The sequence below is a fragment of the Streptomyces sp. NRRL F-5755 genome (assembly GCF_001279365.1).
In the GTDB taxonomy this organism is placed as follows: Bacteria; Actinomycetota; Actinomycetes; order Streptomycetales; family Streptomycetaceae; genus Streptomyces; species Streptomyces rimosus.
In genome coordinates this window covers 68,321-86,702 of the sequence record NZ_LGCW01000137.1, presented here as the reverse complement: position 1 = coordinate 86,702, position 18,382 = coordinate 68,321, and the positions used below count along the sequence as shown (strand labels likewise).

Sequence of the window (18,382 nt, the reverse complement as noted above, 5' to 3'; positions counted from 1 at the left end):
GGCGCCCCCCCCGCCAGTCCCCGACCCCGCTTCACCAGCCCGGACTTCACCAGCCCCGACTACGGGGGACCGGATCACCACCCTGAATAGCGCCCACTGATCAGCCCGCGGGGGCCCGGCCTGGTGCCGGGCCCCCGTGGTATGTGGCTGTCCGCCCCGATGGGGTGAAATGCGGTTTATCGGGGCGGGGTTGGGGGGGGGGGGCCTTACGTTTGGGGGGGGAGGTGATTCGTGATGAGCGAATACGACACACCGGCGCGTCATGAGCCCCGGCAGGAGGCCATGGATGTCGCCGACTTCGTGTACGCGGCAACAGGAGCACGCGTACGAAGGATCACGCTGCCCAACGGGGAGCACTGGTTTCCCGCAGCGGATATCTGTCGGGAACTGGGCTACACGACCACCCGAAAGGCCCTTCTGGATCACGTTCCGGAGGGGCGACGAGAGTTGCTCAAGACAGTGACTGGGAGTCATAGTTGCGGCGTTCCCGCAGGTCGGGGGTGGCGCCGAGACTTGCAGATGGTGGACCTTCAGGGCTTGGTCCTGTTGGTGAACGGCTGCACCAAGCCCTCGTGCCTCCCGTTCAAGAAATGGGTGTCCGAGGTCATCGTCACGATCCAGCGCGAGGGCTCATACAGCCTGCGGAAGGCCGAGGCCCCCCTGCCGGGCCCCAGTGCCCCGATGGCCTACGCCATGCCCGCGGAGGTCGCCGACGCCATCGTCCGCTTGGAGGAGCGCAACCTCCGCGTGGACGAGGAGTACGCCGACCTGCGGCGCCAGGAGATGCGGTTGTTCGGCCGGATCGCCGACTCGCTGGACCGCATCGCGGACAAGCTCGATGCGGGCGCCCAACCCCCGGGTGAGCAGGCCAGTTTGACAGCCGACGAACTGCTCGCCGACTGGAAGGAAGGCCAGTTGGTCGTCACCGGGGACATCTGGGCCGTAGCGGCCTACCTGGCCCCCGCGCTCGTCAACTCGGCAGTCGCGAGCTACCCGTTGCGGGTGATCGCCCAGCGGACCGGCCTCACCGAACACCGCGTACACGACTCGCTGCGGATGCTGCTCAAACGGGGGTGCTTCCGCCAGGTCGGGGTCGGGTCCGACGGAGCGCCGATGTACACGTTGCGCCGCTGACCGGCTACGGGCCTGTCCGTCGTCGCACGACGTCCAGGCTTCCGGGCTCACGCCAGCCTGTGGACAACCGTGGAGACCGCTCCGACAGTCTCGCGTGAACCGTCTATGGGCCAGACGTCTTACGCAAGTTCGCAGGTCACTCCCTGTGGATAACGAACATGAGACTTTCGCGAGCCCCCCGCCCCCTCCCACCCACCCCCCAAAAAAAAGTACTGTCACCCCCATGCCCGACCACGATTCCCTCACCACAACCCGCGACGCCTACGACGCCGCCGCCACCACCTACGCGCAATTGTTCCGCGACTCGCTGCGTGAAAGCCCTCTGGCTCGCGCGGCCTTGGGCGTCTTCGCCGAAGTCGTGAGCACGAACGGGGGCGGTCAGGTCGCGGATCTGGGGTGTGGGCCCGGCCATGTCACTGCTTATCTGGGCGAGCTGGGGTTGGCGGCGTTCGGCGTCGATGCTTCTGCCGCGATGATCGAGCTGGCTCGGCAGCACTATGCGGGCCTGCGGTTCGATGTGGGCTCGATGGCCGCGTTGGACATCGCCGACGGAGCCCTGGGCGGCGTACTGTCGCGTTGGTCCATGATTCACACTCCGCCGCAGGAAGTGCCCGCCATCCTGGCGGAGTTCCACCGTGTGCTGGCCCCTGGCGGCCACCTTCTGATCGGCTTCTCGGCGAGCGAGGATGCGTCGTGCCCGACGCAGGTCTTCGATCACGCGGTCGCGCCGGCCTACCGGTGGTGGCCCGATCACCTCGCCGGGCTGCTGCGCACGGCCGGGTTGGCGGAGGTGGCCCGGATGGTGCGCGAGCCCCAGCCGACCGACCGGCGGCAGTTCCGTGAGGTTCATCTGCTCGCCCGTAAAGGCTAGTCAGCGCCTACGTGGATACGGGAGGCCCCGGGCCCGCGGGGCCTCCCGTACGTCACTCAGTCCGCCATCGGCAGGTACACCCTGTTCCCGCTCGCCGCGAACTCCTTCGACTTCTCCAGCATCCCCGCCTCGACCTCCTCCGGGGACGCGCCGTCCTCGCCGCCGAACTGCTCCGTGATGCTCCTGCTGATCTTCATGGAGCAGAACTTCGGGCCGCACATGGAGCAGAAGTGGGCGGTCTTCGCCGGCTCCGCCGGCAGCGTCTCGTCGTGGAAGGCGCGGGCCGTGTCCGGGTCGAGGGCCAGGTTGAACTGGTCCTCCCACCGGAACTCGAAGCGCGCGTCGGACAGGGCGTCGTCCCATTCCTGGGCGCCCGGGTGCCCCTTGGCCAGGTCCGCCGCGTGGGCCGCGATCTTGTAGGTGATGACGCCGGTCTTCACGTCGTCCCGGTCCGGCAGGCCCAGGTGCTCCTTGGGCGTGACGTAGCACAGCATCGCGGTGCCCCACCACGCGATCATCGCCGCGCCGATGCCCGAGGTGATGTGGTCGTAGGCGGGCGCGATGTCGGTGGTCAGCGGGCCCAGCGTGTAGAACGGGGCCTCTTCGCAGATCTCCTGCTGGAGGTCGACGTTCTCCTTGATCTTGTGCATCGGGACGTGTCCCGGGCCCTCGATCATCGTCTGCACGTTGTGCCGCTTGGCGATCGAGTTCAGCTCGCCGAGCGTGTGCAGCTCCGCGAACTGCGCGTCGTCGTTGGCGTCCGCGATGGAGCCGGGGCGCAGGCCGTCGCCGAGGGAGTAGGTGACGTCGTAGGAGGCGAGGATGTCGCAGAGTTCCTCGAAGTGGGTGTAGAGGAACGACTCCTTGTGGTGCGCCAGGCACCACGCCGCCATGATCGAGCCGCCGCGCGAGACGATGCCGGTCTTGCGGCGGGCCGTCAGCGGCACGTAGCGCAGCAGGACGCCCGCGTGGACGGTCATGTAGTCCACGCCCTGCTCGGCCTGTTCGATGACGGTGTCCTTGTAGATCTCCCAGGTCAGCTCCTCGGCCTTGCCGTCCACCTTCTCCAGTGCCTGGTAGAGGGGGACGGTGCCGATGGGGACGGGGGAGTTGCGCAGCACCCACTCACGGGTGGTGTGGATGTTGCGGCCGGTGGACAGGTCCATGACCGTGTCGGCGCCCCAGCGGGTCGCCCAGGTCATCTTCTCCACCTCCTCCTCGATCGAGGAGGTGACGGCGGAGTTGCCGATGTTCGCGTTGACCTTCACCAGGAAGTTCTTGCCGATGATCATCGGCTCGATCTCCGGGTGGTTGACGTTGGCGGGCAGCACGGCCCGGCCGGCCGCGATCTCGTCCCGTACGAACTCGGGGGAGACGTTCTCGCGGATCGCGACGTACTCCATCTCCGCCGTGATCTCGCCGCGCCGCGCGTACGCGAGCTGGGTGACCGCGGCACCGCCCCGGCCCCGGCGCGGCTGCCGGGGGCGGCCGGGGAAGACCGCGTCGAGGTTCTTCAGGCCGCCGCGCGGCGAGGTGTGCTTGAGGCCGTCGTCCTCGGGGCGGGGCGGCCGGCCCGCGTACTCCTCGGTGTCTCCTCGGCTGATGATCCAGTTCTCCCGCAGCGGCGCGAGGCCGCGGCGGACGTCCGTTTCGATGTGGGGATCGGTGTACGGTCCGGACGTGTCGTAGAGCGTCACGTCCTTGCCGTTGGTGAGGTGCACACGGCGGACCGGGACCCGCAGGTCGGGCCGCGATCCGCTGAGGTAGCCCTTGTGCCAGCCGATCTCCTTGGCGGAGCCCCGGCCGTTTTCGGGCGTGCGTGCATCCTGCAGAGTCATGAAGACCCACTCCCTACGCCGGCATTACCCGGTAACAGGTTCGGCGGTCGACGCAGCGGTTCCCGTGGCGGCGTCCCGGCGTCGGCCGGCCGTCCCGTACGGAGTTCAGCGCCCTCTCAGCCCGGTGCTCCGAGCTCCCGCGATTGCAAAGGTGCCACCACGGTAGCGGCCGGTGTGGCGCGGTGAACAGGGGGCCCTGCCGGTTCTTGCGATGATCGGGCGGTGACCAGCAACGAGCCCTCGCACTCCGCGCACCACCACGCTTCAGGTCAGCCGCACGGGCACGGCACCGATCCGCGGCACGCCGTGCCGGGTGACGGCCGTGGGACCGGCGCCGCCGGGGACGGCGTTCACGCCCCCGGACCGGCCGCGCCCGGGGACGGTGCCCACGCCCACCGGCACGCCTCCGGCCATGGGCACAGCCATGCCCACGGCCATGCCCCGGCCGCGCCCGTCTCCCGTCATCTGCGCAAGGTCATCGCCGCCGTGCTGATTCCCTTCGCCGTCGCGGTCCTGGCCGGACTGGTCGTGCTGTGGCCGGGCGGGGCGCCCGGCCACAAGCCGTCCGGTGTCGGTTTCGACCAGCCGACCGAGAAGGCGAAGGTGGTGAAGGTGGAGGAGGTGAACTGTGCGGACGTCCACGCCCAGCAGCAACAGCAACCTTCGCAGCAGCAACCGTCCTCGCCCGCGGGCCCCCAGCGGCCCCAGCACTGCGAGCGGGCGGTCATCGAGGTGACGACCGGCAAGGACACCGGACGGCGGTTCGAGTCGATCGTGACGCCGGACGCCACCCGCCACTACAAGGCCGGTCAGGGAGTCGTGGTCGCGTATGCGCCCAAGGCGCCCAAAGACCTGCAGTATTCGGTCACGGATGTGGACCGGACCGTACCGATGTGGGTACTTGCCGCCATCTTCGCGGCAGCCGTGGTCGTCGTCGGACGGCTGCGCGGCGTGCTCGCGCTCGTCGCGCTGGTCGTGAGCTTCGCGGTCCTGACGCTGTTCATCCTCCCCGCCATCCTCCAGGGCTCCAATCCCCTGCTGGTCGCTGTGGTCGGAGGCAGCGCGATCATGCTCGTCGCCCTCTACATGTGCCACGGCCTGACGGCCCGTACGTCCGTCGCCGTCCTGGGCACGCTCGTCTCCCTGCTGCTCATCGGCCTGCTCGGCTCGCTCTTCATCGGGTGGGCGCTGCTGACCGGCAACACCGACGACCAGACCGGGCTGGTGCACGGCCTGTACCCGGACATCGAGATCCGCGGCCTGCTGCTGGCGGGCATCATCATCGGTTCGCTGGGCGTGCTGGACGATGTGACCGTGACGCAGACCGCCGCGGTGTGGGAGCTGAAGGAGGCGGACCCGTCGGCGGGCTGGCGCAAGCTGTACTCGTCGGCGATGCGGATCGGGCGTGATCACATCGCGTCCGTCGTGAACACGCTGGTGCTCGCCTACGCGGGCGCCGCGCTGCCGCTGCTTTTGCTGTTCTCGATCGCACAGAGCAGTGTCGGTACGGTCGCCACGAGCGAGGTGGTCGCCGAGGAGATCGTACGGACGCTGGTGGGCAGCATCGGGCTGGTCGCGTCCGTACCGCTGACCACGCTGCTGGCCGCGCTGGTCGTCTCGGCGGACCGGGGCGCCGGGGGTGCCGTTACACCTGGCGCGGGGCGGGGTTCCGGTCTTACGGGGGCGGGCGAGGGCGTAGGGGGCGTGGGTACGGGGCGGAGCGGCTCGGGCCGGCGGTCCGTACGCGGTGGGCACGGCAAGCGGCGGCGCGCGCGCTGAACCGGCCGGGCAGGCGGCCGGCAACGGCCCGCGGGCGCATGGGCGCACGGAGCCGGGCGGCCGGCAACGGCCCGCCGACGCGCTGAGCCGCCCGGCCCGCCGGCCGCCGTTCATCCCGCCTTCTGCGCCTCCGAAAGAATGCGGTCCAACGTCGAGTCGAGCGTGTCGCACACCTCTTCCTCCCCGATCGGCACCAGTCGGTCCGTACGGTCGAGGAAGGCGACCAGCGGCGGGGCACCGGCGCGGAACATCGCGCGTTCATCGCCCACCTGGAGGCCGATGAAGACATCGCTGAGGTGCTCGGAGGAGGCGGGCCCGATGCGCACATCGCCCTCACCGGACGGCTTGCTGAGCCCGTCGAGCAGCAGCTCCCGGCTGAACGCCCAGGTCACGGGCGTATCGCCGGGGAGATCGAAGGTGAAGCTGACCGCATAGGGGTCCGCGGAATCGAAGAACAGCTCCACCGGAATACGGAAAGCGAGCTCCTCGGACACGAGGAAACTCATGATCACTTCTGCCTGAACTGTGTCGGTCATCAACCTCTGCCCCGTACTTGGTCGGAGATGGCCAGGAATCGTCCCTCTTGGCCCCATTGACGCCATCGTCGGTCACGTGCAAGCGGATCACAAGGAGTGATTTTTCAGATACTGATAGAGAAGGCGAGTGTCGTGAGTGTCGCCTCCGCCATTCTGCGTAGTCGATCGGTGACGCAGTGTAGCCGCTGAGCGTCCCTCGCGGGAAGGGAAATCGCCATGGTCGCGGCCGCCGAACCGACCTGGATGGGAATCGCCGAGCATACTGTGCCCAAGGCATATTCCTGTTGTTCATAGGCGACTTGGGCGCGGCGCACACTGTCCAGCCGGTGCAGCAGGTCGTCCTCGGAACGCACCGAGTACGGCGTCAACGGCTGCACCGGATACCGCGCCAAATGGTCCTTCCTGGCCTGCTCGTCGAGCTGCGCCAGCAGGCACTGGCCGATCGCGTGCGCGTGAGCCGTCGTACGAAAGTCCGCCCACTCCTCCACCGGCGGCCGCCGCTGATCATCGGTGGTGGCCACCACCTCCACCTCGCCCTCCCGGTAGACGGCGAAGTAGACCGCGGCGTCGAGCCGTTTGCCCGCGACCGCCAGCGCGTCCGCGATCTCGGCACGGCGACGGCACTCGGCGCCCGCCCGCCCGATGGTGCCGGCGGCCTCGCCGTAGACGAACACCCCGTTCTCGCGCCGCAGGTAGCCCTCGTGCGTCAGGGTCCGCAGCAGGTGGTACGTCGTGGGAAGCGGTAACCCCGCCTCTCTGGCCAGCTGTTTGGCGGGCGCACCGGCGGGATGCGCGCCCACCGCCTCCAACAGACGCAGCGCCCGCTGGACCGAGCCGATCAATGTCGGGTGCGAGACGGATTCGCCGTTCGCCATTGCCAACGCCAACCCCCCTGATCGGGACGCCGGGGCGCGGGTCGGCCCCGACGGCGGGAGTCGCTCCCGCTGCGACCGCGTCTCCCAGGGGCCCCGTCGTCGACGCCCGGTCCAGCCGTGCCTGACACGTTGTTTTCCGGAACGTCACCATCCGGAAGACGCCTGCGAACGGCACTCTAGCTTGGCCGCTGGGGACAGCAGGGCGATTGGTTCGCGAGGTTGCCCAGGCCGCGGAGGCCGGGCAGGGGGCGGGGCGAAACAAGGCAGGACGCGCCTGACCGCAGCGGGCCCCGCCCGGAAAGGCAAACGCCCCGCTCCCAGGAGGAGCGGGGCGTACAGCTTGGGGCGGTGGAGGGGACGGGAGAGCGGACGTACCGCCCGGTGCGGCAACGGAGACAGGCCCGCCCACCGGAAGCGGGGCCACGCCCCGCCCGGCGGACTCAGGCCCGGGCCCGGCCCCCGGCGTACCGCCCGGCCGTTCCGGCGGCCTCCGTCACCACTCGCTCCGCGAGGAGGACGACGAGGAGCCGGTCAGCCTGCGCACCAGGTAGACGACACCGGCGATCAGCGCCACCGCGATGAGGACCTTGAAGAGCAGGCCGATCAGGAACCCGACCGCGCTGGCGATCAGGCTGCCGAACACCACCAGCAGGACGACGGGCACCACGACCCACGTCACCCACCACGGAAGTCCTGCGAACGTCCCCTTGCCGGCCATTGCTCTGCCCTGCTTTCTGCGTCGTCTGCGCGTATGTCGCTGTGCCGATGTGATGCCTTGATCACGCGGTCCGCGGTCCGTGGACCTGTTCAACGTCCCGCATCCGTAGTGCGTGCCCGTTGCCGCGGGCGAGGGGCCCGAAGCTCTGTTCCCCCCTGCACCATCGATGCTAGGGCGGGGCACGGCGGAACGGACGCCGCGCGTCCCCGGCCCTCCCCTGAACCGTCCCTTACGGGTCCCCGGGGGCCCGCCTCAGCTTTCGGGCGGAGAAAAGACCACCATGACCCGCAGGTCCTCGCTGATGTGGTGGAACTTGTGCGGCACTCCGGCGGGCACGTAGACCACGCTGCCGCGCGCCACCGAGGTCGTCTCCATGCCGACGGTGATCGCCGCCCGCCCGCTGACCACCAGGTACACCTCGTCCTGTTGGTGCGGCTGCTGCGGGTCGACGCTGCCCGCGTCGAGTGCGTAGAGCCCGACCGACATGTTCCGTTCCCGCAGGAACTGCAGATACGCGCCGTCGTTCGCGGCCCGCTCCGCCTCCAGTTCGTCGAGCCTGAAAGCCTTCATGCCCTTGGCACCCCTCGAAGAGTCCGTCTCGTCTGCGACGATCTCACCATGAAGAATTTCGTGGTCAAGACGATCGCCAATGCCGCGGCGCTTGCCGTGGCCATCTGGCTGTTGAAGAACATCACGCTCACCGGGGAGAACACCGGTCGCAAGGCGCTGACGCTGGTCCTGGTCGCGCTGATCTTCGGCGTGGTGAACTTCGTCGTCAAACCCGTGGTGAAGCTGCTGTCCTTCCCCCTCTTCATCCTCACCCTCGGCCTGATCACGCTCGTGATCAACGCGCTGATGCTGCTGCTCACATCATGGCTGGCGGACAAGTTCCACCTCGCCTTCCATGTGGAGGGTTTTTGGACCGCCGTACTGGGCGGCGTGATCATTTCGATCGTCTCCTGGGCGCTGCACGTGGTGCTGCCCGACGACCGGGACTGAGCCCCGGTACCGATACGGCGATCACGAAACGACAGGACCGATACATGCACTCCCCGATAACCGGCCCGGCATCCCTGACGACATCGGCATCGACGCCGTCGCGAAAGCCGTCGCCGTCAGCGGTACGGGATGCCTCGGCCCGCCTTCAGGCGGCCGCCGCCACCTCCCCGTACCGCGTCTGCTTCGTCTGCACCGGCAACATCTGCCGCTCTCCGATGGCCGAGGCCGTCTTCCGCGCGCGCGTCGAGGAGGCCGGACTCGACGGGCTGGTCGAGGTGGACAGCGCCGGCACCGGCGGCTGGCACGAGGGGGACGGCGCGGACCCGCGCACCGTCGCCGTCCTGCATGCCGCCGGTTACGAGGAGGACCACAGCGCCCGGCAGTTCCAGGCCGACTGGTTCGGCCGGCTCGACCTCGTGATCGCGCTGGACGGCGGGCACCTGCGCGCGCTGCGGCGGCTGGCACCCACCGCCCAGGACGCCGCCAAGGTGCGGCTGCTGCGCTCGTACGACCCGGCCGTGATCTCCGACGGCCCGGCCCCGCGCTCCCACGATCTGGACGTGCCCGACCCGTATTACGGCGGTATGGCAGGGTTCGAGGAATGCCTGGAGATGGTCGAGGCCGCGAGCGAAGGGCTGCTTACGGCGGTACGGGACGCGCTCGCCGCGCGGGGACAGGTCATCGGGGAGGCGCCGCGGGGCACGACGGCTCCTGTAGGCGCCCCGGTTGCCGCCGTGGGCGTCCCGGTCGCCGCGGAGGACGCGCCGTAAGGCCGGAGCCCCGTCAGGCCCGTATTCACAAGGAGACAAGCGCATGACAGGCGACAGCACACGGGCCGTACGGGCCGGACTCCCGGCGGCCGAGGCGTACGAACCGTCCCTCCCCGGCCCGGTCTTCGCCGCGCACTACCACCTGCCCGGCGACGCCACCGGCCCGTACACCTACGGCCGCGATTCCAACCCCACCTGGACCCGGCTGGAGGCGGCCATCGGCGAACTGGAGTCCCCGGACGCCGCCGCACACACCGTGACCTTCGCCTCCGGTATGGCTGCCATCTCCGCCGTCCTCTTCTCCTGCCTGCGCAACGGCGACGTCGTCGTACTCCCCGACGACGGCTATCAGCTGCTGCCCGCCGTACGCGCGCGCTTGGAGAGCTACGGCATCGAGGTCCGTACGGCGCCCACCGCGGGCGACGCGCAGCTCGGCGTGCTCGACGGTGCCCGGCTGCTGTGGATCGAGACGCCCTCCAACCCCGGCCTGGACGTCTGCGACATCCGGCGGCTGGCCGAGGCCGCGCACGCGCGCGGCGCCCTGGTCGCCGTCGACAACACGCTGGCCACCCCGCTCGGCCAGCGCCCCCTGGATCTCGGCGCCGACTTCTCGGTGGCCAGTGGCACCAAGGCGCTGACCGGCCACGGCGACGTGCTCCTCGGCTACGTCACCACCCGCGACCCGGCGCTCGCCGACTCCGTACGGATGTGGCGCAAAACCGTCGGCGCGATCCCCGGCCCCATGGAAGCGTGGCTGGCCCACCGTTCGCTCGCCACGCTCGCCCTGCGGGTGCGCCAGCAGTCCGCCGGGGCGCTCGCGCTCGCGACGGCACTGCGCGAACGCCCCGAGGTCACGGGCCTGCGGCACCCCGGGCTGCCGTCCGACCCCGCGCACGAGCAGGCCGTACGGCAGATGCGCGCGGACCGCTTCGGCTCCGTGGTCTCCTTCACGCTGCCCGACCGCGCCCACGCGGAACGCTTCCTGGCGGCGCTGACCCTCGTGGACGACGCGACCAGCTTCGGCGGCGTACGGTCCGCCGCGGAGCGGCGCGGGCGATGGGGCGGCGACGCGGTGCCGGAAGGTTTCATCCGCTTCTCGGTCGGCGTGGAGGAGCCGGCGGACCTGATTGCGGATGTGATGGCGGCGCTGGACGCGGCGCTGGACGCGGACCGCGCGTCGGGCCGGGGCACGGGAAGCAGCTGACACGGCCTCCGGGAACCCGCGTCCGACGGGTTCGGGCCGTGCGGCCGGTCCTCGCCCCTCCCGGTCCGTACCAATGCCGCTACGTAAAGCAGGCTGGCAGGGTATCCCCCCTCGGCACCCTGCCAGCCCCGGTTCTCGGCACTACGAACCGCGCAGACAAGGCTAGTTGACTCAGCGTCAGTGTCCAATCACGCTGACGACACAGCCCTATCGACAAATTTATAGTTGGGCGGGCCCCGGCGGTGCCGGAGCGGAAGGAGGTACGCATGGACCTTGCCTTATTACGCACGTTCGTCACGGTGCACCGAGCGGGCTCCTTCACCCGCGCCGCCGCCCTGCTGGGCCTCTCCCAGCCCGCCGTGACCAGCCAGATACGCAGTCTGGAGCGGCAGTTGGGCCGACCGCTCTTCCTCCGCAAGGCCCGCGGCGTCACCCCCACCACCGTCGGCGAGGAACTCGCCCACAAGGTGGCGCCCCACCTGGACGCGCTCACCGAGATCACCGAAGCCGGGCTCGACGAGGAGTCCGCCATCCGTACGCTGCACCTCGCCGGGCCGCCGGAATTCACCTCCCAGCGCGCGTTACCGGCCCTCACCCCGCTCATAGACCAAGGGCTTTGCGTACGCACCGCCTTCGGCTCCGCGGACGAGCTGCTGTCCGGCCTCGCCGACGGCCACCACGACCTCGCGATCACCACCATCCGGCCCCGCGGCGCCCTGCTCACCGCGACGCCGCTGTGCGACGAGGAGCACGTCCTGATAGCCGCGCCCCGCTGGGCCGCGCGCCTCGGCGGCCCGGCGGCCGTCCGGGCCAAGGGCGTGCGCGCGCTCGCCCCCGTACCGCTCGTCGAGGTCCACGAGAGCCTGCCGCTGGTCTCCCGCTACTGGACCGCCGTCTTCGACACCCCGCCCGCGGCCTCCGCCACCGTCATCGCCTCGGACCTACGGGCGGTACTGGCGTGTGTGACGGCAGGCGCCGGCCTGGCGGTACTGCCCCGCTACCTGTGCGCCGAGGCGCTCGACAGCGGCGAGATCATCGCCCTCCTCGATCCCCCCGTACCGCCCCTGCGCACGTACTTTCTGGCCACCCGGGCAGGCACACTGGCGCTGCCGCACATCGCGCGCCCGCATGAGTGGCTGCTGCGGGCGGCGGTGGAGTGGTGAAGGGGGGTCGAGCGGTCGAAGCCGATGCGGGTAATCGGGGTTGGATCGGGTACTCGGAGTCGGTGCGGGTACGGCTGTGGATGTCACGGGTGCGGGGGTCAAGGGTGCGGGGGTCACGAGCGCCGCTACGGGGGTTGATGCTGGTCGGCAGGCCGGAAGCCGGCGCTCCGGGTGCCGGGCCGCTGTCCGGGCCGCTCTCCGGCCCACGGCCGGACCGCGTCTCGCCCGCGTCGCGACGGACTGGTGGGACGGTGGTTTCACCGCGCCCCTGCTGCGGCATCTGTCCCGTATGACCGTACGGCCAGTCGTCAAACGCACCGCCCGCGCGATCCTGCTCGACGGTGCGGACATCGTCCTGATCAAGCGAACCAAGCCGGGCCGGGCCCCGTACTGGATCACTCCCGGCGGCGGCGTCGAACCGGAGGACGCCACGGTCGTCGATGCCCTGCACCGCGAACTCCACGAGGAACTGGGCGCCAAGGTCACCGATGTCGTCCCGGTCTTCGTGGACACGGTCGAGCACATCAGTGACGGCGGGGTGGACGGCGTCAAGGTGCAGCACTTCTTCGTCTGCCGGCTGGAATCCATGGACCCCTCCCTGCGGCACGGCCCGGAGGTGGAGGAGCCCTGCGGCCAGTACGAAATCGTGCGTGTACCGTTCACGCGCGTGGGCATCGCCTCCGCCGAGGTCGTCCCGCTGTCACTGCGCCACTACCTCGACGGCAACATCGAGGGGGTTCGGGCGATGCATGCGCCTGATCTCGGGTGAGGAGGCGGTTCGGTGCTCTGGCGGGGCCCCCGTAGCGGTGCGGCCGGGCCAGTCGCACCGGTCCCGTACTCGTAGTCGTCCCGCCCCGACCTACCCGAACCAGCCCCGGAACTCGTCGTCCGAGCCGTCCTCCGGTCCCCGGTTCCGCGCCCGCGCGAGCACCCGCTCGACCTCGCGTTCCACTTCCTCCCGGACCTCACGGGATCGCGGTCGGGGGCTGAGCGGAGGGCGGCGGGATGCGGTCTCCTGGCGGCTGCCGGGTGCTTGACGGCTACCAGGTGCTTGGCGGCCGGCCGGTGCTTGGCGGCTGCCGGCCTCCCGACGGCTGCCGGGCTCGGGGCGCGCCGCCTCACCTCTTGGAGGCAGGTCCTGCCGCGCTTCGATCTCCCTCGGCGCTTGGGTCCCGCGCCTGTCTTCGGGCCCCCTCCGCGCTCCGGCTTCCCCCGGCGCTTCGGGCTCCCTCGGCGCTTCGGTCTCCCTGCGAGAAGCCGCCTCCGCCGCCGCTCCGAAGAAGTCCCCGCCTTTGCGCTTGGCGTCATCCGTTCCCCAGGCGCGGGACCCGCTCGCCTGCCGGGGCACCTTCTGCAGGTGCGGGATGTGCTTGGCGCAGTGGATATACGTTTCCTCAACCGCGACCTCGACCCACAGCTGCGCGCGCCGGCCAGGTACCGGATCGACGGGCAGGTACGGGTGCCGCTCCCGCATCTCGTCGTCCATGACCACCCGCGCCCGGCCGTTGACGTGCAGCCCGATGCGGTCACGGGTGAAGTCGATCATCAGGATGCCGAGGTGCGGGTTCTCCTCGATGTTGCCGATCGACGCCATGACGCCGTTGCCGCGGTACTCCGGGTACGCGATCGTGCGCTCGTCCAGGACCTGGACGAACCCGGGCGGCCCGGCCCGGAACGTGGAGTCGCACTCGCCGTGCCGGTCGGCCGTCGCCAGGAAGAACATCTCCTGGCGGCCCACGAACTCCCGCATCCGCGGGTTGAGATGGTCCAGCACCTGGTCGTCGTAGAAGCGGTCGGCGCGTTCGGTCGTGCCCATCCGCTGCTGCACCAGGTGCTCACCGTCGCTGCCCGGCCGTGCTCCCCGTACGCCCGTGCCGGGCTCCGCGCCCCCACCTGGCCCGGCCAGCCCGTACGCATCGAACGCCCCGGACGCACCACCAGGCGTACCAGCCCCGCCGGGACCCCCAGCCATACCAACCTCGCCGGCACCCCCATCCGCACCGACGGCATCAGCCGCCCCAAGCGTCCCCTTCCTCCCCCCGGCTTCGGCCGTCACCCTCGGCACCCTGGCCGCCTGAAGCTCTCCGTAGGCCGTCAAGCCGTCTCCACCCTGTGCCGCCAAGCCGTACTCACCATGTGTCGTCAATGCTCAATCTCCCGCCGCGACCAGCTCTTCCACGGAGTCGTGCCGTATGCGGTCGGAGGGAATACCGACCCCCACCAACGCGTCCACGCCGTTTCGGATCATTCCGGGCGGCCCGGACAAGTAGGCGTCATATTCCCACCAAGGCCCGTACTGGCGCACCGCGTCCGGGAGTTGACCACTGAGGCTGTTACGCGGCCCGCCGCCCCGGCCGAGGGCCACGACCGTGCGCACGGACAGCCACGGGTGGCTCTGTTCCAGCCGCAGCATCGTGTCCAGGTCGTAGAGGTCGTGGTCGCTGCGGGCGCCGTAGAAGACCTCCATGGGGCGCCGGTACCCCCGCTCGGCGACGTCCTCGATCAGGGCTTTGATCGGAGCGATGCCCGTACCGCCGCCGAGGCACAGCAGGCCGTTGTCAGTGGTGTGGTCTACGGTCATGGAACCGGATGGGGGACCGAGCCGGATGACATCGCCGGGGCGGGCGCGATGGACCATGGCGTTGGAAACCCACCCGGCCGGCACGGCTTTCACATGAAAGGAGAGCAGGCCGTCGGAGCGGGGTGCCGCGGCAAAGGAGTAGTGCCGCCACACACGCGGCCACCAGGGAGTTTCGACACTGGTGTACTGACCGGCGAGGAAGGGGTACGGCTGGTCCGGTCGTACGGTCACGACCGCGATGTCCGGTGTACGCAGCTCGTGCGAGACGACCTCGGCCTGCCACCAGGCGGGGGCCACCAACTCGTCCTCGGCAGCCGCGTCGATCATGATCTGCGAAATCTTGGTGTACGCCCGCACCCAGGCGGCTTCGGACTCCGGGCCCCAGGTGGTGGGGGCATAGCGGGCGAGTGCGGTGATCAGGCATTCGCCGACAGCCGGGTAGTGCTCGGGCAGGGTGCCGTACTTCCGGTGCCCGCGACCGAGATGGGAGAGGTACTCGGTGAGGTAGGCCGTGTCGTCGACGTTCTGGACGGAGGTGAGCAACGCCTTGAACAACCGGTCGCGTTGGGTGTCCATCGCGGCGGGAAAGAGCGCCCGCAGATCGGGATGGCGCACGAACAGCAGCGCGTAGAAGTACGAGGTGACCTTGTCCGCCACGGGCTCGACCTCGTCCAGAGTCCGCCGGATGATCACCACGTCGGCAGAGTCGCCGGGGCGCCCCGACGACGATGCGGTCGCGCTCGCCTGCGCGGAGCCCGAGGCGGTGGCGAAGGCCGAAGTGGAGTCGGGGGCGAAGGCCGAAGTGGGGGCGGAGGCGGAGGTGGAGGCGGGCGGGTGGGCAGGGGGAAGGGGGGAAAGGGCCCCAGCCCCTGCCATGCCCCCGTCCCAGGCCCCCTCGGCCGCGCGCCCGCGTATGCCCTCGTCGCCGGGCCCGGGCATGCCCACGGGCCCGCGCCCAGGTACGTTCTCGCCCCCACGCCCAGGTACGTTCTCACCACCGCGCCCAGGTATCTGATCGGACGCACCCCCGGGGCCGTGATCACCCGTGTGCTCCGGCGCCCGTTCGCGTTCCGCTGCCGTGCCCACGGGCCTTACGGAGCTGACCGGCCGGCTGGGCATCCGTGCCCGGTTGTCGTGCTCATCGCGCCCGCCACCGCGTACGGCATCGCCATGTACGGGATGACCGCCCGCCGTACTGTCGCCGCCGCCCAACTGTCCGTACGCGTTACGGGAATTCCAGGCGGTGTGGCCGTCGGATTCGTTACCGGCATACGGTCCGGCACGCCCTTCGGAAGCGTCACGAGCATCGGCGGCACCGCCGCCACCGTTACGGCCATTTCCGGCGTACCGCTCGTCACGACCACCGTGCCGACCGTGGCCGCTCCCTTCGCCGTCCCGGCTGTTCCCGCCGTCCCGGCCTTCCGCAGGTTCCTGTTGATCTTCGGGGGACTTCTTCGACGGAGTGAACCATCCCCAATCGCCACTGCTGCCGCCAGAAGAGCCGTTATCGGCCGACGTGGTGGTCGGAGCGTCCATGGTCTGCCTCGCCTCGAACGTCTAACGATCGCCTTCGCACTTCCGCAGTTCGGAATCTGCCCGGAATTCCCGCGCCCCGTCGGAATTCTCAATCGGTCGGAGCTGTTCCGGCAACACCCTCCAAAGCGGACACATCTCAGTTCCTCCGGCACCCTTTCCGGCACCGTGTCGGCAGCATGCCATCCGGCCGTGGCGCACCGGGCGAACCGCCGGAAACCCGGGCGCTGCGCGGCGTGTTGCCACTAGGCTGGCGGGCTTTGCGGCCCGCTGGGACCGTACGGTCACCGGCTCGCGGACGTCCTCCCGAGGTACGCGAGATCTCTCTCGTACGACCGGACTAGACCATACCCGCAGTACTTGAATACACAACCCCTGAACCGGAAACACTTCCTCCGGCCCTGCGTTTTACGCGATCCTTCCCACAGAACACAATTCATCGGGCATGGCGTACGAATCGGCCGCGGGCAGGCGGGAATTACCCGGCGGCCCGCACCAGCGCGTACGCCTCGCGCAGATCACGACCCTCGTACGCATACGAGGCCAGCCCGCTGACATGGTGGTCCGCATTCACCGCGACGGATGCGGGGACGGCCGCGAACAGAGCGGTGTCGGACAGGGAATCGCCGTACGCCACGCAGTCGGCCCGTTCCAGTCCGAACCCGGCGCACAGTTCATCCGCAATCCTCACCTTTGCAGACGGGGAAAGTATCCCGTCCGGTTCCACCGGATCCCGAAAAGGCAGCGCGGGCCAGCGCGAGCCGTGCGCGGCGTCCGCTCCCCAGACCGTCAGCCGCTCCACGAAGAACCCCGGCGACAGGGAAATCACCGCGCACCGTTCGCCCCGCGCCCGGATATCGGCCCATACCTCTTGGATGCCGTCCAGCCACGGAGCCCCGTCGAAGGCCGCCGCGACCACTTCCTCGGTCAGCTCCGACCACAGTTCGCACGCCAGCTCCGCGAAGCGCACCGGCGTCACCTCACGGGCGATGAAGGCACGCTCCAGCTCGGCTATCTCCCGGTCCAGCCCGAGGTGCCGGGATATCTCGATGGAGGCGGCGGAGCCGTGGAGCAGCGTCCCGTCCATGTCGAAAAGATGCAGCTTCCCCATACCGGTGAGCCTAGGACGCGGAGCCCCCCCCCTGCGTCCCGTACGTCACACCACTCACTCACGCAGCACAGTCCGGGCACGGCTCAGCCACGGACCGCACATCTCGTACGCGCCGCGCCACCTCGCACGCCCGACCCGTCACGTACGCGCCGTCCCCCTCGTACGCACCGACCGCCCTCGCCTACTCGGGCCCGAGTACGACCGGATACTCCCGCCGTCAGATGCCGCGCAGCCCACCGGACGCGACCGTGGGTCCCATGAAACAGCTCAGCCGGCCCGCGCGCCGGGCCCATCTCGTCGTGCATGTCGCGGTCTCCGTCGGCTGGCTCGGGCTCACGCTCGGCCTGCTCACGCTCAGCGTGACCGGATACGCCTCGGGATCGCCGGACACCACCGTGGCCGCCTACCGCGCCATGAAGATCTTCAGCGACTGGCTGCTCATACCGGTGGCAGTGCTGACGCTGGCCAGTGGGCTGATCGTCTCGTTGGGCACGCCCTGGGGCCTGGCCCGCCACCGCTGGATCGTCGTCAAGTTCTGGCTGACCCTGGCGACCGTACTGCTGACGGCCTTCTCCCTGCGCCCGGGGATCGACCGGCTCGCCGCCGATGCCGTGGCCGGCACCCCGGACACCGGGCTGAGCATGGTGGCCGCCCCTTCCGTTGCCACGGCCACGTACTTCTTCGTCACCGCGATCTCCGTACTCAAGCCGTGGGGCCCCACCAAACGCGGCAGCCGACTGCGCGCCGCGCAGTCGGCCGAGGTCCGCGAACGGGCACGTAAGCGCCCGAGTGGTGCCGTCAGTTGAGGCCCGCCGCCTCGATGGCCGTCCGGGCGATGCGGTCGTCCTGCTCCGGGGCGCCGCCGCCGACGCCGATGGCGCCGATCAGCCGCCCGTCCCGGTGGACGGGCACGCCACCCGCGATGAACAGCAGCGGGCGGTCGAGCGCGGTGGGCAGGGTGTGGAAGAGGCCGTCGGGCCGTACGGCGTCGACGAGGTCGGCGGTCGGCGCGTCCAGTTGCAGGGCGGTGTACGCCTTACGGGTGCTGGTCTCGCCGGAAATCAGCACGGCGGTGTCGTCGCGCCGGAAGCCGAGCAGGTGGCCGCCCGCGTCCAGGACGGTGACGCTGCCCCGCACACCGAGGTCGTCGGCAGCGCGGCGGGCGGCGTCGATGAGGGCGTCCGCGTCGCGAGTGGTGAGGGGGCGAACGGAGGGGGTGGTGCTCATGAGTGGTGCTCCTAGGTGAACTGGTGGTGTTTGTCCGTGGTTC

General features: G+C 70.1%; 18 protein-coding genes and 1 riboswitch. Of the genes, 9 read left to right on the top strand and 9 right to left on the bottom strand.

Going from position 1 to position 18,382, the window contains the following annotated elements:
- The first annotated feature begins 234 nt into the window (after positions 1-234).
- Positions 235-1,134, top strand: a complete 900-nt coding sequence (locus tag ADK86_RS15340) for a Bro-N domain-containing protein (RefSeq protein ID WP_053697084.1) — start codon at positions 235-237, stop codon at positions 1,132-1,134.
- 223 nt (positions 1,135-1,357) lie between these two features.
- On the top strand, positions 1,358-2,005 hold the full coding sequence (locus ADK86_RS15335; RefSeq protein ID WP_053697083.1) for a class I SAM-dependent methyltransferase: 648 nt from the start codon (positions 1,358-1,360) through the stop codon (positions 2,003-2,005).
- 56 nt (positions 2,006-2,061) lie between these two features.
- On the opposite strand, the gene thiC is transcribed toward ADK86_RS15335, so the two are convergent.
- Positions 2,062-3,843: a phosphomethylpyrimidine synthase ThiC gene (thiC, locus tag ADK86_RS15330; RefSeq protein WP_030599086.1), complete on the bottom strand. Its 1,782-nt coding sequence runs from the start codon at positions 3,841-3,843 to the stop codon at positions 2,062-2,064.
- Positions 3,837-3,994, bottom strand: a riboswitch (TPP riboswitch). (Overlaps the previous gene by 7 nt.)
- 71 nt (positions 3,995-4,065) lie before the next feature.
- Here thiC and ADK86_RS15320 point away from each other — a divergent pair.
- Positions 4,066-5,622, top strand: a complete 1,557-nt coding sequence (locus tag ADK86_RS15320) for a YibE/F family protein (RefSeq protein WP_078952055.1) — start codon at positions 4,066-4,068, stop codon at positions 5,620-5,622.
- 110 nt (positions 5,623-5,732) lie between these two features.
- Here ADK86_RS15320 and ADK86_RS15315 read toward each other — a convergent pair whose 3' ends face one another.
- The 4 genes from ADK86_RS15315 to ADK86_RS15300 form a co-directional block, all read right to left on the bottom strand.
- Positions 5,733-6,158 carry an SsgA family sporulation/cell division regulator gene (locus ADK86_RS15315; RefSeq protein ID WP_031017252.1) on the bottom strand — a complete coding sequence of 142 codons (426 nt, stop codon included), beginning with the start codon at positions 6,156-6,158 and terminating at the stop codon, positions 5,733-5,735.
- Between the two features lie 104 nt (positions 6,159-6,262).
- A complete protein-coding gene (locus tag ADK86_RS15310; protein ID WP_053697080.1) occupies positions 6,263-7,033 on the bottom strand; it encodes an IclR family transcriptional regulator in 771 nt (256 codons plus the stop codon).
- A gap of 493 nt (positions 7,034-7,526) precedes the next feature.
- Entirely contained in the window at positions 7,527-7,751 is a 225-nt protein-coding gene (locus ADK86_RS15305) for a DUF5326 family protein (protein ID WP_003978926.1), read from the bottom strand.
- A gap of 252 nt (positions 7,752-8,003) precedes the next feature.
- Positions 8,004-8,321, bottom strand: a complete 318-nt coding sequence (locus ADK86_RS15300) for a cupin domain-containing protein (protein WP_030599091.1) — start codon at positions 8,319-8,321, stop codon at positions 8,004-8,006.
- A 48-nt stretch (positions 8,322-8,369) separates the two neighbouring features.
- Between ADK86_RS15300 and ADK86_RS15295 the strand changes: the two genes are divergently transcribed.
- From ADK86_RS15295 to ADK86_RS15275, 5 genes are all read left to right on the top strand, one after another.
- Positions 8,370-8,750: a phage holin family protein gene (locus ADK86_RS15295; RefSeq protein WP_053697079.1), complete on the top strand. Its 381-nt coding sequence runs from the start codon at positions 8,370-8,372 to the stop codon at positions 8,748-8,750.
- 215 nt (positions 8,751-8,965) lie between these two features.
- Positions 8,966-9,520 carry a low molecular weight protein-tyrosine-phosphatase gene (locus tag ADK86_RS15290; protein WP_053697090.1) on the top strand — a complete coding sequence of 185 codons (555 nt, stop codon included), beginning with the start codon at positions 8,966-8,968 and terminating at the stop codon, positions 9,518-9,520.
- A gap of 43 nt (positions 9,521-9,563) precedes the next feature.
- Positions 9,564-10,724, top strand: coding sequence for a cystathionine gamma-lyase (locus ADK86_RS15285; RefSeq protein WP_053697078.1), 1,161 nt, complete (start codon positions 9,564-9,566; stop codon positions 10,722-10,724).
- A 266-nt stretch (positions 10,725-10,990) separates the two neighbouring features.
- A complete protein-coding gene (locus ADK86_RS15280) occupies positions 10,991-11,887 on the top strand; it encodes a LysR family transcriptional regulator (RefSeq protein WP_053697077.1) in 897 nt (298 codons plus the stop codon).
- 289 nt (positions 11,888-12,176) lie between these two features.
- On the top strand, positions 12,177-12,656 hold the full coding sequence (locus tag ADK86_RS15275; RefSeq protein ID WP_030599099.1) for an NUDIX domain-containing protein: 480 nt from the start codon (positions 12,177-12,179) through the stop codon (positions 12,654-12,656).
- A gap of 90 nt (positions 12,657-12,746) precedes the next feature.
- Here ADK86_RS15275 and ADK86_RS15270 read toward each other — a convergent pair whose 3' ends face one another.
- The 3 genes from ADK86_RS15270 to ADK86_RS15260 form a co-directional block, all read right to left on the bottom strand.
- Entirely contained in the window at positions 12,747-13,859 is a 1,113-nt protein-coding gene (locus ADK86_RS15270) for a pyridoxamine 5'-phosphate oxidase family protein (protein ID WP_420718852.1), read from the bottom strand.
- Between the two features lie 177 nt (positions 13,860-14,036).
- The gene (locus ADK86_RS40850) at positions 14,037-15,587 is read right to left on the bottom strand and encodes a globin domain-containing protein (protein WP_420718851.1); all 1,551 of its coding nucleotides are present in this window, start codon (positions 15,585-15,587) and stop codon (positions 14,037-14,039) included.
- A gap of 892 nt (positions 15,588-16,479) precedes the next feature.
- Entirely contained in the window at positions 16,480-17,112 is a 633-nt protein-coding gene (locus ADK86_RS15260; RefSeq protein ID WP_053697075.1) for an HAD family hydrolase, read from the bottom strand.
- A gap of 257 nt (positions 17,113-17,369) precedes the next feature.
- On the opposite strand from ADK86_RS15260, the gene ADK86_RS15255 reads away from it, so the two are divergent.
- Complete coding sequence (locus ADK86_RS15255; RefSeq protein ID WP_053697074.1) at positions 17,370-17,918, top strand: hypothetical protein; 549 nt, start codon at positions 17,370-17,372, stop codon at positions 17,916-17,918.
- Here the strand turns inward: ADK86_RS15255 and ADK86_RS15250 are convergent.
- A complete protein-coding gene (locus ADK86_RS15250; RefSeq protein ID WP_003978915.1) occupies positions 17,911-18,339 on the bottom strand; it encodes a GlcG/HbpS family heme-binding protein in 429 nt (142 codons plus the stop codon). The genes ADK86_RS15255 and ADK86_RS15250 overlap by 8 nt on opposite strands.
- Positions 18,340-18,382 lie beyond the last annotated feature (43 nt).

Bases quoted from the DNA above. Each gene is read 5' to 3' on its own strand.
- ADK86_RS15340 (WP_053697084.1), top strand. From the start codon at position 235: ATGAGCGAATACGACACACCGGCGCGTCATGAGCCCCGGCAGGAGGCC.
- ADK86_RS15335 (WP_053697083.1), top strand. From the start codon at position 1,358: ATGCCCGACCACGATTCCCTCACCACAACCCGCGACGCCTACGACGCC.
- thiC (WP_030599086.1), bottom strand. From the start codon at position 3,843: ATGACTCTGCAGGATGCACGCACGCCCGAAAACGGCCGGGGCTCCGCC.
- ADK86_RS15315 (WP_031017252.1), bottom strand. From the start codon at position 6,158: ATGACCGACACAGTTCAGGCAGAAGTGATCATGAGTTTCCTCGTGTCC.
- ADK86_RS15310 (WP_053697080.1), bottom strand. From the start codon at position 7,033: ATGGCGAACGGCGAATCCGTCTCGCACCCGACATTGATCGGCTCGGTC.
- ADK86_RS15305 (WP_003978926.1), bottom strand. From the start codon at position 7,751: ATGGCCGGCAAGGGGACGTTCGCAGGACTTCCGTGGTGGGTGACGTGG.
- ADK86_RS15300 (WP_030599091.1), bottom strand. From the start codon at position 8,321: ATGAAGGCTTTCAGGCTCGACGAACTGGAGGCGGAGCGGGCCGCGAAC.
- ADK86_RS15295 (WP_053697079.1), top strand. From the start codon at position 8,370: ATGAAGAATTTCGTGGTCAAGACGATCGCCAATGCCGCGGCGCTTGCC.
- ADK86_RS15290 (WP_053697090.1), top strand. From the start codon at position 8,966: ATGGCCGAGGCCGTCTTCCGCGCGCGCGTCGAGGAGGCCGGACTCGAC.
- ADK86_RS15285 (WP_053697078.1), top strand. From the start codon at position 9,564: ATGACAGGCGACAGCACACGGGCCGTACGGGCCGGACTCCCGGCGGCC.
- ADK86_RS15280 (WP_053697077.1), top strand. From the start codon at position 10,991: ATGGACCTTGCCTTATTACGCACGTTCGTCACGGTGCACCGAGCGGGC.
- ADK86_RS15275 (WP_030599099.1), top strand. From the start codon at position 12,177: ATGACCGTACGGCCAGTCGTCAAACGCACCGCCCGCGCGATCCTGCTC.
- ADK86_RS15270 (WP_420718852.1), bottom strand. From the start codon at position 13,859: ATGGCTGGGGGTCCCGGCGGGGCTGGTACGCCTGGTGGTGCGTCCGGG.
- ADK86_RS40850 (WP_420718851.1), bottom strand. From the start codon at position 15,587: ATGCCCAGCCGGCCGGTCAGCTCCGTAAGGCCCGTGGGCACGGCAGCG.
- ADK86_RS15260 (WP_053697075.1), bottom strand. From the start codon at position 17,112: ATGGGGAAGCTGCATCTTTTCGACATGGACGGGACGCTGCTCCACGGC.
- ADK86_RS15255 (WP_053697074.1), top strand. From the start codon at position 17,370: ATGAAACAGCTCAGCCGGCCCGCGCGCCGGGCCCATCTCGTCGTGCAT.
- ADK86_RS15250 (WP_003978915.1), bottom strand. From the start codon at position 18,339: ATGAGCACCACCCCCTCCGTTCGCCCCCTCACCACTCGCGACGCGGAC.